The organism is Homoserinimonas sp. OAct 916 (assembly GCF_003260275.1).
Lineage (GTDB): Bacteria > Actinomycetota > Actinomycetes > Actinomycetales > Microbacteriaceae > OACT-916.
On record NZ_QJHB01000006.1, the window covers coordinates 34,863 to 49,865 of the forward strand.

At 63.6% G+C, this 15,003-nt stretch carries 15 protein-coding genes; 6 read left to right on the plus strand and 9 right to left on the minus strand.

Going from position 1 to position 15,003, the window contains the following annotated elements; translation table 11 throughout:
* Positions 1-6: 6 nt before the first annotated feature.
* The gene (locus DL891_RS08140; protein WP_111719936.1) at positions 7-606 is read right to left on the minus strand and encodes a hypothetical protein; all 600 of its coding nucleotides are present in this window, start codon (positions 604-606) and stop codon (positions 7-9) included.
* Between the two features lie 479 nt (positions 607-1,085).
* Between DL891_RS08140 and DL891_RS08145 the strand changes: the two genes are divergently transcribed.
* The 4 genes from DL891_RS08145 (at position 1,086) to DL891_RS08160 (ending at position 3,996) form a co-directional block, all read left to right on the plus strand.
* Complete coding sequence (locus DL891_RS08145) at positions 1,086-1,559, plus strand: hypothetical protein (protein ID WP_157962447.1); 474 nt, start codon at positions 1,086-1,088, stop codon at positions 1,557-1,559.
* Between the two features lie 117 nt (positions 1,560-1,676).
* Entirely contained in the window at positions 1,677-2,252 is a 576-nt protein-coding gene (locus DL891_RS08150) for an RNA polymerase sigma factor (RefSeq protein ID WP_111719938.1), read from the plus strand.
* A gap of 4 nt (positions 2,253-2,256) precedes the next feature.
* Positions 2,257-3,144, plus strand: a complete 888-nt coding sequence (locus DL891_RS08155) for a hypothetical protein (RefSeq protein ID WP_111719939.1) — start codon at positions 2,257-2,259, stop codon at positions 3,142-3,144.
* Between the two features lie 33 nt (positions 3,145-3,177).
* The gene (locus DL891_RS08160; protein WP_111719940.1) at positions 3,178-3,996 is read left to right on the plus strand and encodes a hypothetical protein; all 819 of its coding nucleotides are present in this window, start codon (positions 3,178-3,180) and stop codon (positions 3,994-3,996) included.
* Positions 3,997-4,108: 112 nt separating this feature from the next.
* Here DL891_RS08160 and DL891_RS08165 read toward each other — a convergent pair whose 3' ends face one another.
* The 7 genes from DL891_RS08165 to DL891_RS08195 form a co-directional block, all read right to left on the minus strand.
* A complete protein-coding gene (locus DL891_RS08165; protein ID WP_111719941.1) occupies positions 4,109-4,792 on the minus strand; it encodes a hypothetical protein in 684 nt (227 codons plus the stop codon).
* A 53-nt stretch (positions 4,793-4,845) separates the two neighbouring features.
* The gene (locus tag DL891_RS08170; RefSeq protein WP_111719942.1) at positions 4,846-5,223 is read right to left on the minus strand and encodes a YccF domain-containing protein; all 378 of its coding nucleotides are present in this window, start codon (positions 5,221-5,223) and stop codon (positions 4,846-4,848) included.
* 158 nt (positions 5,224-5,381) lie between these two features.
* Positions 5,382-5,744 (minus strand): hypothetical protein, encoded by a 363-nt coding sequence (locus tag DL891_RS08175; RefSeq protein ID WP_111720119.1) that lies wholly within the window; start codon positions 5,742-5,744, stop codon positions 5,382-5,384.
* A 73-nt stretch (positions 5,745-5,817) separates the two neighbouring features.
* Positions 5,818-6,018, minus strand: a complete 201-nt coding sequence (locus DL891_RS08180; RefSeq protein WP_111720120.1) for a DUF1653 domain-containing protein — start codon at positions 6,016-6,018, stop codon at positions 5,818-5,820.
* Between the two features lie 81 nt (positions 6,019-6,099).
* Complete coding sequence (locus tag DL891_RS08185; protein ID WP_111719943.1) at positions 6,100-7,992, minus strand: hypothetical protein; 1,893 nt, start codon at positions 7,990-7,992, stop codon at positions 6,100-6,102.
* 6 nt (positions 7,993-7,998) lie between these two features.
* Positions 7,999-10,998 (minus strand): MMPL family transporter, encoded by a 3,000-nt coding sequence (locus DL891_RS08190; protein WP_198668825.1) that lies wholly within the window; start codon positions 10,996-10,998, stop codon positions 7,999-8,001.
* 217 nt (positions 10,999-11,215) lie between these two features.
* Positions 11,216-11,713, minus strand: a complete 498-nt coding sequence (locus DL891_RS08195; RefSeq protein WP_111719944.1) for a CarD family transcriptional regulator — start codon at positions 11,711-11,713, stop codon at positions 11,216-11,218.
* Between the two features lie 503 nt (positions 11,714-12,216).
* Between DL891_RS08195 and DL891_RS08200 the strand changes: the two genes are divergently transcribed.
* Together DL891_RS08200 and DL891_RS08205 are read left to right on the plus strand one after the other, a co-directional pair.
* Positions 12,217-13,401, plus strand: coding sequence for a MarP family serine protease (locus tag DL891_RS08200; protein WP_111719945.1), 1,185 nt, complete (start codon positions 12,217-12,219; stop codon positions 13,399-13,401).
* Positions 13,402-13,569: 168 nt separating this feature from the next.
* On the plus strand, positions 13,570-14,460 hold the full coding sequence (locus DL891_RS08205) for a hypothetical protein (RefSeq protein WP_232819074.1): 891 nt from the start codon (positions 13,570-13,572) through the stop codon (positions 14,458-14,460).
* A 6-nt stretch (positions 14,461-14,466) separates the two neighbouring features.
* Here DL891_RS08205 and DL891_RS08210 read toward each other — a convergent pair whose 3' ends face one another.
* Positions 14,467-14,877, minus strand: coding sequence for a DUF5997 family protein (locus DL891_RS08210; protein ID WP_111720123.1), 411 nt, complete (start codon positions 14,875-14,877; stop codon positions 14,467-14,469).
* Positions 14,878-15,003 lie beyond the last annotated feature (126 nt).

The window sequence follows — 15,003 nt, forward strand, 5'->3', positions numbered from 1 at the left end:
GTGTGGCTAGAAATCCACCCCGAGCACCGTCGTTTTCGATGTGAACCCCTGCGAAGCACTGTTCAATATTCGCTTGGATGTCGCCTTCGACTTCTTCACCCCTTCGACGTCGGTGGCTACTGACACGACAAAATGCGTGATCAGGTCGGGCCTTCCCATGGTTGCCATCGATTTGAGGGCCTTCCCCAGAAAGCCGGGCACCGCGGCTTCGACCTCCGCCTCGGCGCTTGCCGGCATCTGGAGCGGCATGTCGACGGTGAGAGTCTCCACCTGGCCTGGCTCCAGGTCGATCGGCCCCTCGTGATGGTAGTCGATTCGAACCCTCTGGCCATTCTGGTTGGCGGGCCCACCGCTCAATCCGGCGCTCGGCCCAATGCTGAAACCACCGCCCGAGCTGCTGCTCGAGCCGCTTGACGAGCTTTCTTGGGCTTCGTCTTCGAAACTGAAACGCAATGCCTCGACCCTGCGTCGTTCCGACTTGTGGCCGGTCAGCGTCACGGTCGCCGGAACCGACGCATCGCCCCAGGTGAACTTTCTCGGAACTTCAAGTTTGACCTTGATTCCGCCGCTGTCGAATGCCGCTTTGATCTTCTCGAAGAACGCCATTGTCTTCTCCCCTCGTTGTGAGCCACAGGCCGGTGTCGGGCCGGTCCATTCCCGTTGCCGTGCAGACTACGGTCAGTGACCGGGTCACGCCAACACTGTCTGACGGCTTCACTCACCATAGTCTGATCGTGAAAAAATATCATCTGACCGGCAAATTCGGCCATTCGGTGGTGGGGACACGATGTTCACCTCGGCATGTACTGGTGCGCGATGGCCGGTCGGACGCGGCATCCGTGAGACGGTTCGCGCGTGGTCGGACACTGTAGGGATAAGGCATAAATGGAATATTCATACGCCGATTGGGCGTGCTCCGAGATGAGGTGTTGTGCGTGAGATGCGGGAGACAAGTTCTGTCGGCCACGATCGGTGTGACCATCGCACTGATGTGTGTGTCCTGTGCCGGCGTCACGGCGTCTTCGCCCGGGTCTGCAACGTCGGCCTCAGCTGCCTCAGCTGCCTCAGCTGCCTCATCCGTTGCCGTGGCCTCCCCCGAAACCGGATTGGTGCGGTCTGAAGCGTGTTCGTGGGCCGCCATCCTGGAATGGGATGGCAGCCCCGGGCCGGCGACCGCAGTCGGCGCCGTTCAGGAGATTCTTGTAGGCCTGGAACGCCAGCTGACTGAGCTGCCTGCCGGCACAGGGGCACACACTCCGATAAGTGACCCTGACCATCCGGTCAGGCTGAAAATCAGTGTTCGCGGGCTGCGGGCTGTTCGTGATGTACTCGCGCAGCAACAACACAGTGGCGCGGATCACAACGGCACAGATCGAGGCGGCGAGGTGGTCGCCTACACAGAAGCCGGCCAAGAGCTGGCGCGAGTGCTGATCGAGCCCGCAGGGATCGAAAGCAGCGGCTTCCGGGTCGGTATGTACGGGGCCACCGGCTGGAGTACCGATGATCCGTTGTGCACGGCGGATGCAGCGAGCACGCAGGGTGCGGAAAGCGGCGAGTAATCGGAGGGGCAGTAACCGGCGCGGGAATCGGAATGAGACGATGTGACTGCTGCTGCACACACCTTGGGTAGAGGGCGCGTACTGCCGGTACGACGAGTCCTGGAGAGGAAACTGACAATGTCGCCAGAGAGACCACCCGCAGTCATGCCTGCGGAAGTTGATCTTCTGGCGAGCATGCTCTCCGGCGACACCGACGCGTTGCGATCGATTTTTCAGCTGCACCAGCGCGCCGTGTACTTCACCGCGTTCAACGTGTTGCGCTCCCGACACGATGCGGAAGAGATCATGCAGGATGCCTTCCTGCTGCTGTGGAAAAAACGCGCGGTCATCACCCTGGTCGGTGGGTCAACCCTGCCCTGGTTGGCCACCACCTCGCGGTACCTGGCTCTGAACCGGCGCCGGGCCCGCGACCGAGAGCGAGCACACGTGACGGCCGCCGTGACCGAAGCGATCGAAGATTCGCCGTCACCGGAGGCGTTGGCCATGACTTCCGACACCCTGCGCAGCATTGACGACGTCGTCAGAGCGTTGCCCGAGATCGACCAGAAGGTCTTTCACCTGTGCCTGTTGGAGTCGATCAGTTATGAGCAGGCGGCTCTGGGGCTCGGCTTGACCCATGGCTCGGTGCGCAGCCGGCTCGCACGACTGCGTGTGCGACTCCGATCCGAACTGCACCACCTGAAGGGAACGTGATTGCATGAGCCTCACTTCTGACGTGCCGAGTGACGACGATTACATTCACCTGGAAGATCGACTCCTGGCCCGGGTGGCCTCGGATGCTGCCTCACGCCGCCGTTCCCTGCGCCTCGTCGCGCTCGCCTCGGCCGGAGTGCTGGTGCTAGCCGGAGCGGGAGTCGTCTGGGCGGTCACGCCCTCATCCCCGTCAACTATTGCCGGGCCAACCGCCTCATCCCCGTCAACTATTGCCGGGCCAACCGCTTCATCCGCGGCACCGTCGACCACCCATCCTGAGGCAGCCGATGAGGAGCCGGGCTCGAACAACGGCGTCTCAGACGGTAGCGGGTACAACGAGCAGGCCATCATGACTGTGTTCGATACGTCTCAGACGATTGACTACATTGGGGCGTCAACGAACCAGAAACTCGCGCAACGAAGCGACCTGGTGATCAGCGGTGAGATCGTGGGGGTGAATGAGGGCCCCACGTGGGTCTCCGGCGTGGGCGACGGTCAGCCCTTCTCCACGTCGATGGTGCTTGTCGTCTCCAACGCCCACGTGGCGTCAGGGGCACTCGAGCCGAACAATGATGGTTTCGTCTACATCGTGACTCCGGGCACGAAAGAGTCCGTTTCCAACGTCAGGATCGCGTTTCCGCCAGGGATGAAGGTAGTGGCCTATCTCGTATCACCCCCGACCAACGAAGAAGAAGAGCAGATGCAGCCTGTCGACCCCGCTACCGGACGCCCGGCTGGCCAAGCCGTGTACATGGTCGGACCGCAGAGTCTCGTGATGCAGCATCCGGGTAGCTCGCACGTGCTCTGGCCGATACTCGGCGAAATGCGGATTGGGCACATCCAGGATGCACTCCCGGGCGGGCCACTGCTCGGCGGAGATGGCAATGGCTGACCGACTGAAGATATCTGGGGGTTCGGCGACTTCATGAGATCAGATCCCGCAGCCCGCAGCCGATCCGTTCGACGCGCGGCTTTCGCAACGGCCGCAGTACTGGTGCTTGCCGGAGTCGGAGTTGTCTGGGCAGTCTCGTCGTTGTCTCAACCACCGTCCCCTTCGACGCTTGCTGAGCCGACCACGCCGTCCGCGGCACCGTCGACAACTCCGGTCGGCGCGACCCCTGAGGGCTCGGGCGAACACTTCTCAGAAGGTGGGCGGTACAGCGAGCAGGCCACTTTGAGTCTCGTCAAGGGTGCGCCCGACTACAATCCGGTGTCATCGAACCTGGTGCTCGGGGCGAAGAGCGATCTGGTCGTCAGCGGCGAAATCGTTGAGGTGAGCGAGGGCAGCAGGGTGGTCCACTACGCGGGTGGTGATCGTGTTTACGACCGATCGGAGGTCGTCATCGTTCTGACAAACGTTGAGGTGGCATTTGGCGCACTCGAACCGAACAACGACGGTTTCGTCTACATCACAACGGGCTTGATAACCTTCGGGCGCATGACAGGGTCTGTTGCTGACTTCGAACTCGGGTTTCCGCCGGGGATGAAAGTGGTGGCATACCTATCCCAGGTTCCTCCCGAAATGGGCAGGTTCAGGGCAGCAATGGAGGAGCCGATTGGCGATCCCGGTGCAGACCACCCTTCGAGCCAGCCTCTGTATGATCCGCTGGGCCCGCAGGGCTTAGCCGTTCAATACCCGGGAATGGCCAACGTGCTTTGGCCGGGAGGTGCCGGAATTCAGGCCGGCGACATTCGGGATGCGCTCCCGGGCGGTCCGCTGCTCGGCGGTCTGGGCGACTACTGAGCCCGCAGTGCAGCGCCGCCGGTCAACGCTGCCGCACCGCGCCAGCTGGCTCGCTTCGCGCCCGTTCGACCTGGCGCGAAGAGTGCCAAGTTGCGCGAAGTGAGAACGGCACCTAGCCGAGGGCGGCGACCGCGAGGGTGTGCAGGGTGGGCTGGCCGTTCCAGCTTCCGCGGAGCACGTGCCGGGTTGCGGCTTCGTCGGCCGTGACCAGCGAGCTCAGGGCGCCGGTTTCGGCGGAGGGTTCGCCGAGTCGACGCGCCAGGGCGAGGGTCAGGATGCCGGTCTCGACGATCGTCGCATTGTCTTCTTGCCGAATAGTGAGCGGGGCATCCAGCGCGAGATCGGGTACCGCGGTGCCAGCGGTTCCGCTGCCGATCACGGCCGCGCTCGGTTCACGAAATTCCTTCTCCCCGTCGACGATGAAGTACTCCTGCACTTCGTGGCCGCCAGTTAGCATTGCCGTCAGCACTGCCGCGAGATAGACCGGGTCACCGGTGGCGTCGTACACCCAACGGTGCCCGAGCACCGAATGCTCCATGGTGCCCGCCAATGAAGCCTCGGCGCCGGCAAGCGGCGCTCCACGATAGGTGAGGGGAATCTGCAGTACCGGGCCGTCGCCGGCGGTCACCAAAAAAGTTTCGATGCCGACCTCGCCGGCCGGATCGTCGAACCGATACGCACCCACGCGGCTGAACTCCGCCTCTGCGTCTCCGGCAAACCACGGTTGGCTCGGGACCCACCGGGCGAGGAATTCCACTTTGGACGGTTTCAGGTCAGCGTGATGGAGTAGAGCCATGGTGCAATTCTATGGCCGGGCCCCTACGGCTCAGCTGCGGGTGGCCCCGGCGGTCAGCGCCGAATGTCGACGATCTCTTTGCCGAGCGGCATGAGTGCGACGGGCACCAGCTTGAAGTTCGCGATCCCCAACGGGATGCCGATGATGGTGAGGCACAACAGCACTCCCCCAATGACGTGCTCGATGGCGATCCAGATGCCGGCCACGATCACCCAGATCACGTTGCCGAGAAATGAGAACACGCCGGCATGCGGCCGGTTGACCACTTCACGCCCAAACGGCCACAACGCGTACAGACCGATGCGGAACGATGCAATACCGAAGGGGATGGTCACAATCAGGATGCAGCAGATGATGCCAGCGAGCATGTAGCTCAGAAACAGCCAGAATCCCGACAGGACCAGCCAGATGATGTTTAAGAGTGTGTTCATGATTGATGCAATCCAAGCACACGTGGCCGTGCATTCGCCGCCTCACCGAGGGCTTCTCGTGGCGCAGGTCGACGTCGGCAGCCCCGCGCGCCAGATGGAACTCTTCGTGCCCGGTCGAACGTGCGCGAACCGTTCCGAGGGGCGCGGTCGCGGGTGTGTCAGGCCGGAGCGTCGACGATGCCGACGAACCGGGTGCCGATGCCGTCGACCTCAGTACGGCTCAGCCCTTCCGCGGGAGGCGGCACCTCGTCATAGCCGTGATCGAAGCAGCTCAGATAAGTGACCTCTGGCCACCACTTCTTGGGACGGGCTGCCTCGGAGTATCCGCACACGACACACGTGAGCTGCACCCAGACCGGCTTCTTTCCGGTGCGGTTGGCTCGCGACTGGGCCAGCCAGGACGGCGGGTTTTGATCGATGGCGGCCAATTCGGCCTCGGTCATGCGCGCGGGGATGCCGTTGCGCTGGGCCATTTCCACCGGAATATCGAGCCGCACCGCGGCTTGTCGTCTCGTGATCATCTCAGCCAAGGATAGGCGCTCGGCCGGGTGGTGCGCGCCGACGGCTCGGATCCGTGCCACGTGTCCAACGGCGTCACGAGATCTTGGTGAAGCGCGCAACCTGGTTGCCGTCTACCTGAACCTGCTCGAAGAACATCGTGCGGGGTCTGACCCACAGATCGCCGGCGGGCGAACGGTAGAGCACGAGTTCTTCCTCGGTCTCACTGTGCCGGGCGATGCCGACCACTTCATAGACGCTGCCCTTGTAGTGCCGGTATTGCCCTGTGATATCCATGGCACCATTCTCGCCGATGCCGGATCCCGCCGGCACGGAGCGGGCATCGTGGCCTCCCCAGCAGGTAGTGACGGGGTGCGATCACCATCGCGCGGTTCTGGCCGGGCTCAAGGCCCGCGTCCGAACGCTTCGCCGGCCGATCACCCCGGCGAAGACCAGCGCGATGCCCACCACACCGAACCCCGTACACACGGCGGCGCTCGTCCACGCGCCACCGGTGTCACCGATGGCGGTTGCGCGCAACATCTGCACGGCCGGGGTGGTCGGCAGCAGGCCGGCCACGGTGAGGAAGGCCGGAGACACCGTTGAGACCAGACCAACGATGAGGGTGATGACGCCCGCGAACAGGGCGATCACCCGCCCCACCGCTCCGAACGCGGCAACCAGCCCCTGGTTGACCAGGGCAAACACGATCCCCGCCAGAACGCTCAGGCCGGTGAAAGCCACCCACTCCGACCTGTCGACCGTCATTCCGAAAAGCAGCACGGGTGCGACCAGCAGCCCCTGCGCGGCCCCCAACAACGACCCGATCGCCACCGACCTCCCCGTGATCATCCACGAAGCCGTGGTTGCCAACAAGCGAGATGACGGCACCGCCTTGCGCACCAGGGCCATGACCAGACCTCCGAACCACAGGGCAATCACGCAGAACAGCGGCACCGAGAGCGAACCCTGCTGCCCGCCGGGTGCCTGCTGGGCGACCACCGGTTCGGCGGCGACCGCCGCCAGAGTCGACATGTCGGAGGTGCTGTATGTGGGGATCTGTGTGACCGCCTGACCGAGGCTCTGGGACAGCTGCGCGGCCCCCGAGTCGACCTGTTCTGCTCCCCCAACCAGACTGGCGGCACCCTCATTGACCGACGCCCCGCCACTGCTCGCCTGGACGGCGGCGTAGGCGACCTGACCAGCGCCGCCCGAGACCTGGTCCACCCCTGCGACCAGGGACGGCATCGCGGCAGCAAGTTGGGCGTTCCCCGAGGCCACGGCGTCAGCGCCGCTCGCCAGCTGCGTCACGCCTGCGTCGGCGTTCTGCAGGCGCCCCAGTGCATTTGTCGCGCTGGTGCACAGCGGCCCGGGCTTCTGGCACAATTCGGCGACCACGGTCGAAAAAGACGATGTTGCACCGGCCACTGAAGTCTGGGCATTGTCGGTGGCGTTCGCCAGCGCCGCGGAACCCTCAGCGAGTTGCTCGGTCTGTGACGGCAGTGGTTGCACCTTTTGATCCAGGCTCGCCGCGCCCGCACTCAGCGAAGCAGCACCCGAGCTGAGCGACACCAGACCTGCGGCGAGGGAGCTCGCACCGGTGGCCAGAGACTGCGCGCCGCTCGACACCGACGATGCACCCGACGCAAGCGAAACCGCACCCGAGGCTGCCTGTGCCATCTGGTCATCGATGGTGTTGAAACCGGCGTACACGTTCTGCAGGTATTGCGTCGTGAGTTTCAGGTTCAGGGCAGTGGTGGCGGCACCAGTGATCGCCTCGGTCAGGGCTGGGTCGATGTAAGCAGATCCCGGAGACGTGCTGACGTGAAAAATCGCCTGCGTGGCAGAGGCGGCTGGACCCGAGATCGACATTGCATCAGCCGAGAACGACGGGGGGATGGTCACGACCGCGGTGTAGAAACCATCCGAAAGACCCGCAGCAGCGTCGTCATCATTTGTGAGGATCCATGTGAAGTTGTCTTCGGGCGGGGCCACAACCCCGCCTGCCGAGGACGCCGACAACTGGTCGGCACCACCGGCGATCAACGCAGCAGAGAATTGTCTGCCCAGCGGCACAGAGTTTCCGTTGACGGTGACCGGAACGTCATCGTTCACGATTGCGGCCGTGATGCGGTCGGCCCGTGCCGTCGGGCTGGCCAACCCTGAGGTGAGCAACACCCCGAGCACTAGCGGAATAAGCACAATGGCGACGACTGCGACTCCCCCCATGCGTTCGAAACCGGATTGCGCAGACAAGGCTGATTTTGGCATGTCTTCTCACTTTCCCTGGAGATGTGCGTACTTGCCCGAGGTGAGCAGCGCCGTGTGCACCGTCGGCCCCATCGGCAGCAGTTCGTCGAGTCGCGCCATGAGCCCACAGGACGCGATGATCGTCAGCGAGGAGTCGCGGGCGAGGGCGTCGGTCCACGCGCTCTCGAGCAGATGGGAGAACGCGGCCCGATCTGCTGGATGCATGACGGCGTCGAGGTCATCGATGATCACGATCACCGCGTGGTGGGAGAGGGCGGCGCGCAGGTCGGCGACCGGGTCACCGCTGCGACTGGGGCGGGCGACGCCGACAAGCGATCGCACCTTCGCTGCACGCATCGGCAGGGCGAAACCCGCGACCTTCACCGGCCCCTCTACTCGTTGCAACCGTCCGGCGAGGGTGAGAAGCAGGGTCGATCTTCCCGACTGTGGTGTACCTCGTACGATCAGTACGTCCCCAAAGGGGAGCAGCAGGTGCAGGTCTTTGACGACGACAGTGCTGGCATTCGATACGGTTGCGTGTTCCGCGGCGATCGCAAACTCCCGGGTCGGATCTGGCCAGCCCACCACCGCGAGCTCCTTGCGCAGACCCTCCCCCTCCACGTCGAACGAGGGCAGCGCGCGTTCCAACCAGGCTGGTAGCCACCAGGCGTGGCGGCCGAACAGCACCAGAACGGCGGGAATGAGACTCATCCGCACGATGAAGGCGTCGACGAGCACTCCGACCGCCAGCCCCACTGCGATCGGTTGGATAGACGCGTCGCCTTCGGGGATGAATGCCGCAAACACGGCGAACATGATGATGGCGGCCGCAGTCACCACCCGAGCCGAGCCGATGAAGCCCTGTTCGACGGCTTCTCGGGGGTTGCCATGGTGAACGAAGTGCTCGCGCATGCGGGTCACCAGAAAGACCTCGTAATCCATCGCGAGGCCGAACAGCACCCCCATCAAGATGATCGGCATGAAACTGATCACCGAGCCGAGCGAGTTCACGTTCAATGGCCCGGCCAGAACGCCGTCCACAAACACGAGGGTGCTCACCCCGAGAGCAGCTCCGATGGAGAGCAGGTAGCCGAGCGCCGCCGTGATGGGAACCACGATGGAGCGGAACACCATCATGAGCAGGATCAGCGACAGGCCCACCACGAGCAGCGCGAATGGTAACAGCGCCTGGGCCAGTCGGGCGGAGATGTCGATACCAGCCGCTGTGTAGCCGGTGACGGACAGGTCGACGCCGTCTTCCTGCAGGAACGTGTCGTGCTGCGCCCGCAGTGTGGCGACGAGTTCCTTCGTCTGTGGCGAGTCGGGGCCACCTTTGGGGATGACTTGTACGATCCCGGTGTCGCCCGAGGGGTTTGGTGTCGACAGGGGTACCGCGGCCACGCCGGGGACGGTCGCAATCTGGGTTCCGAGTGTTGCCATCAGGCCCACCGGGTCGGTGCTCTGGATGATGGAGCCCGTCACGATCAGCGGGCCGTTGTAACCCGGGCCGAAGTATTTGCTGACGAGGTCGTAGGTGACCCTGCCCGGTGCGCCCACCTCGAGTGACCCGGCATCGGGCAGTGCAAGGCGCAGGTGCCCGGCTGGCACGGTCGCGAGCCCGAGCAGAATGACCCCGGCAAGCACCGTGACGATCGGCCATTTCGTCATGACTCCCACCCAGTGAAAGAAGAATCCGTGCGAGGCCCGTCGATGACCGGCCGGCGTGTTCTGCACGGGTACCAACTCTGTGCCGGCCCCCGCTCGGGATTTACCGCGCGGATCAGCGCTGGGATCGGCCGCAGCGACGTCAACACTCCTGTGGTGGTCTGCGCCAACACTGTTCCCAACCACGGACGCTTCGAGCTCGCCCAGAGAACGGGGGGTGGAGTCGTCATCGTCAGCAGGTTTGGAAGCCTCGAGCTCGCCCCGGGCAGGTGGGGTGGCATTGTCGCCGGTGGCCGCGCCGTCCGAGATCTTGGCCGGCAACAGAGCCACACGAAAGCGCTTGCCGACGGCCCGTTTTCCTGCAAACCCCAACAGCGCGGGCGTGAGTGTCATCGAAACGAGCACTGCGACGGCGACGGCGAACGCGGCGGCCACCCCCATGGTCGTCAAGAAGGGGATCCTTGCCACGCTCAGTCCGAGCAGGGCGATGATCACCGTGATCGCGGCGAAGACGACGGCAGACCCTGCTGTGGCGATGGCGCGAGCCGCTGACTCCTCTGGCGCGAGACCTTCTTTGAGGTTCTCCTGGTGCCGGGAGATGATGAACAGCGCGTAGTCGATGCCCACGGCAAGCCCGAGCATGAGCGACAACAGCGGTGTGGTCGAGGTGATCGTCAGAAAACGTGTTGCGGTGAGTATCACGGCCAGGGATGCGCCGACGCCCAGGAGGGCGGTGACCAACGGTAGCCCCGCTGCCACGAACGAGCCGAAGGTGAACAGCAGAACAATGAAAGCCACCAACACACCGATCAGTTCGGTGATGCTGATGCCGGCCGATGTCTGCGAGAAGAGTTGCCCGCCCACCGCCACGGTCGATCCGGGTGGCAGTTCGGCGCTCAATGTTCGCCCCGCCGCTTGCAGCGCGTCGGATGTTGTGGCGTCAACCGCGCTCTGGGTGACCGAGAGTTGGATGGGGACCAGCGCGGCAGATGAATCAGGACTGATGTTGCCTGTTGGTGTCGCCGCGTAGGGAGAGGTCACATTCGACACCTGCGGTATCGTCAGGATCTGAGTGATCGAGGTCTCGATCGCGGCCTCGAACTCAGGTTGTTGAACGGCCTCGCCCGGGGGCGCCACAACAATCATCTGGGCGGACGTGCCACTCACTTCGGAGAAGGTTCGGGCCAGCGAATCCAGTGCGCTCTGAGATTCGGTACCGGGGATCTTGTAGGTGTTGTCGGTGCCGGAGCCGAAGAGCCCCGCGAGCACGATGAGCGCGACCAGAACCACGACCCATGCAACGAGAACCAGCCACCGCGCCCGAAAGGCCCAGCGGCCCAAGGAATACAAGAATGAAGACACGAGCACAGCTATCGGGTCATTTGCGCGAGTGGATGGACTCGCCAAAGAGTGATCTTCAACGTATCCCGCGTTTTGTTACCTCAATATAGGTCGCTCCGGATGCATTGCCCAGTGCGCACGGCCACCGATCTCCCGGGCAGGGTGCCCATGAGCAGAAAGGTCCGGCCGGGTAGCTCAGAGCTACGCGGCCGGACCGATGTTTTTCAGCTGTGCCTGGCTATGCGGCGACCAGTGCTGACTCGAGAACCTCGTCGAGCACACTCTCGGTCTCTTCTGCCGACAGGTGCAGTGCAAGAAGGAGCTCGGAGATGAGGTTGCGCCGGGCCTTGGCCAGCATCGCCTTCTCCCCTGCGGAAACACCGCGTTCGCGGTCGCGACGCCAGAGGTCGCGCACCACTTCGGAGATGCGCAAGACGTCGCCGCTGCCCATCTTTTCGGTGTTCGCCTTGAACCGCCGCGACCAGTTGCCTGGCTCCTCGACCGTCTCGGAGCGCAATACTTCGTAGACGGCTTCGACGCCGGCCTGATCGATGACGTCGCGAACTCCGACTTCCTCAAGGTTGTCAATCGGCAACTCGACGACGAGATCACCCTCGTGCATCTCGAGCTTCACATACCTGGTGTCGACACCCTTGATCTTTCGTGTTGTCACCTTCGTGATGGTCGCAGCACCGTGATGGGGGTATACGACAGTTTCGCCGACTTCAAAAATCATGTTGAGTTGTCCCTTGTTTGTCCATGAGCCTCGGCTTGATCCCGTCTCGCGTGCATCACAAGTGTCGTAGCACCCTATGGTTATGTGTTTGGGCACCTGACGACGATTCGATCCGCTGACTTCCAGCCCGACCAGATAGTGTCTGGGGCGCTGTTCATCGGCAGATACTGTGGCACGTGCGGTGATCAAGCTGGTCGGAGTGCATGCTAGTGCACACCTACAGTACCTTCAACCATACCCTGAGGCGAAATATTCCCCAAGTGGTATCGGCTGGGAATTCCGTCATAGAATGCGGCCTCTCCCCTGCCGCTTGGCCGGTCTGCCTCTCGTCGTCAGCACGGTCACCGCTACTGCTCGTCTCACAGCGTTGCCTCGTCTGTAGCGATGCTTCGTCTCACACCGTTGCAGTGAACTCGGAAGAGTGTCGCGTAACATTCTCGGGTGCCGGTCGCATGCATACGGTGCGCTGCCGCGACTGACTACGAGATCAAGGAGAGCATCCGGTGGGACTACCGATTCTCGACATCGCCCTGGTGCTTGTTCTCGTGGGCTATCTCGTTTACGGCTTCCGTGCCGGGCTGGCCCTGAGTCTCGGCGCGATCTCCGGTGTGGTGCTGGGCGTGGTGGCAGCCTTCCTCGCTATTCCGTTGGTCAGCTCCTGGGTCACGGATGCGGTGTGGCGTGTGCCTTCGGTTGTGGCCACAGCGATCGTGCTGATCGTGCTCGGGCACACCCTCGGATCGGCGGTCGGCCGGTATGTGCGCCGGGGTGTGGACCGCACGCCGCTCAGAATCATCGACAGGCTGCTCGGGGCTGTGGTCGGTGTGGTGGTCACTGCCGGTTTGATCTCGATGCTGGCCTTCAGCGCCAGCGGGTTGGGCATCCCGTTCGTGTCGCAGGCCGTCTCCCAATCCACGGTGCTGGGGGTCATCCATTCGCTCACCCCCACACCGGTGCAGTCACTGTTCGCTGAGCTGCGTTCCACGGTGGCGGAGCAGGGTGTTCCTCGCGTACTCGGCCTGCCCACGCAGCAGGCTGAGCCGGCCGAACTTCCCGACATCGACTTGGGTTCCCCGGCGCTCACGATCACGGCAGATTCCGTGGTGAAAGTGACCGGAACAGCGTGGAAATGTGGCCAGAACCAGTCTGGAAGTGGGTTCGTGGTCTCCCCAGGGCGCATCGTCACCAACGCCCATGTGGTTGCCGGCGTGTCGGAGCCGGTGATCGAGACACCGCGTTCGGGAACGTTTACGGGCCGTGTGGTCTCATTCGACCCCGAACGGGACCTGGCGGTGATTGCGGTCGACGGGCTGCCCACGCCCGCGCTGCCGGCAGCCGAGACGCTGCCTGTCGGCTCGCCGGCCGTGGTTGCCGGTTACCCCTTGGGCGGTCCGTTCCGGCTGGGCCCGGCCGCCGTCAGCGCGGTATCGCCGGTTGACGTTCCCAACATCTACGGCACGAACCCCCGGCTTCTGGAGGTGTACACGCTCACGGCGAGCGTGCAACCCGGCAACTCGGGTGGGCCGTTGCTCACCACCGACGGCCGGGTGGCCGGGGTGGTCTTCGCCAAGAGCGAGGATCGGGCATCTGTCGGTTACGCACTCACCATGGCAGAACTCGCACCGGTCCTCGCATCGGCAGACTCCTTCGACCAGTCTGTGGCGCCCGGAGACTGCACCGTCAAATGACACTGCACCGTCAAATGAGACTGCACTGTCAAATAACTCTGCACCGTCAAATAACTCTGCACCGTCAAATAACTCTGCACCGTCAAACAGTGCCCGCCTCAGGGCGCTGCCGCGACGAGACAGCAGACGTTCACGCCCGCTCCGAGGTGAACCGACGAGAATGGAGCCGTGCCCACAACCATTCCACCCCTCGGTCTGCTCCTTGATGTTGACGGCCCGATCGCCAGCCCAGTCAGCCGCTCCATAGCCATTCCAAGCATCATCGACGATCTGGTCACTCTCTGCGGGCTCGGCGTTCCGATTGCTTTCGTCACTGGCCGGAGCGAATCTTTCATCCGCGAACACGTGGTCGGGCCGTTGATCGATGCCGGGCTCGGGCCAGTTCTTGCCGGTGGCGGGCGGATGTTCGGCGTCTGCGAGAAGGGTGGAGTGTGGTTTCCGATCACCGAGCAGGGCGTTGGGACGGTCGAGATCGATCACGCACTCGCCCTGCCGCAGGATTACACCGAGGCGATTCGCCAACTCGTGCACTCATCATTTGCTGAGACGATGGAGTTCGACGGCACCAAATACGCCATGATCTCCGTGGAGCAGCGCACCGACGTCGAGCATGAGGCGTTTGTGCGTGCACAACCGTCGTTCGCCGCTGCGGCATTCGATCTGCTCGTCGACCACGGCCTCGGCGCGCGGTTCAATGATCGGGTCGTTGCTGATTCAGACGGGCACGTTCCGTTCCGCATCGACCCGACCATCATCTCGATCGATGTGGAGTCGGTGCTGCTCGACAAGGATCGGGGCGCCGAGCGCGCACTGGGGTACTTTCTCGGGCACGGGCCGGTGCCGACGCTGTGGCGCACGGTCGGTGATTCACGGAGCGACTACCTGATGGCCGACTTTCTTCACGATGCGGGCTACGAGGTGGCCCACGTCGATGTGAGGCCGTCAGACGGCGTACTTCAGAAGCCGTACCCGGTGGTGGTACCCGACGACCTGATCCATGACCACGCCGGGGCCTGGTTCCTTCGCCAGTGGGTAGCGAAGCTCACCGAGAGCGGATAACCGGTCTCAGCGCCCCGCTGAACGCTCTTTTTTCTTCCGCTCGGCGGCGGCGATCTCTTTCACCCGGCGATTCTCTGTCTGCACACCGGCGTGCGTGGCACGCTCCTCAACCAGCCAGGCTGGTGGCGCCTGCAACAATTCCTTGATCTCGGCGGTGGTCAGCGGGTTGTCAATAATCCCGGCGCGCACCAGGCCCGCGATGGAGACCCCAAGTTTTGAAGCGACCACCAGACGCGGGTGCGGACCGTTCTGCCGCAACTGCTGCAACCATTCTGGAGGCGACTCCTGCAGCTGGTTCAGCTCGGTTCGGCTGATCTCAGATTTCTGGAACTCCTCCGGGGTGGCCGGGAGGTAGATTCCGAGCTTTTTTGCCGCCGTGGCGGCTTTCATCATCTGGGGGGTGCGCGTCGAACTCATCTGCACAGCGTAACCTTTGTGCAGGCAGGCCGGATGACCGAAGGGGGCTGCCGCAGAGACACCGAGGTGAAACTGCCTGATTGACACCGCGTGATGGAGGCCGATTCGTTGAAGCCAGTAGCAGGA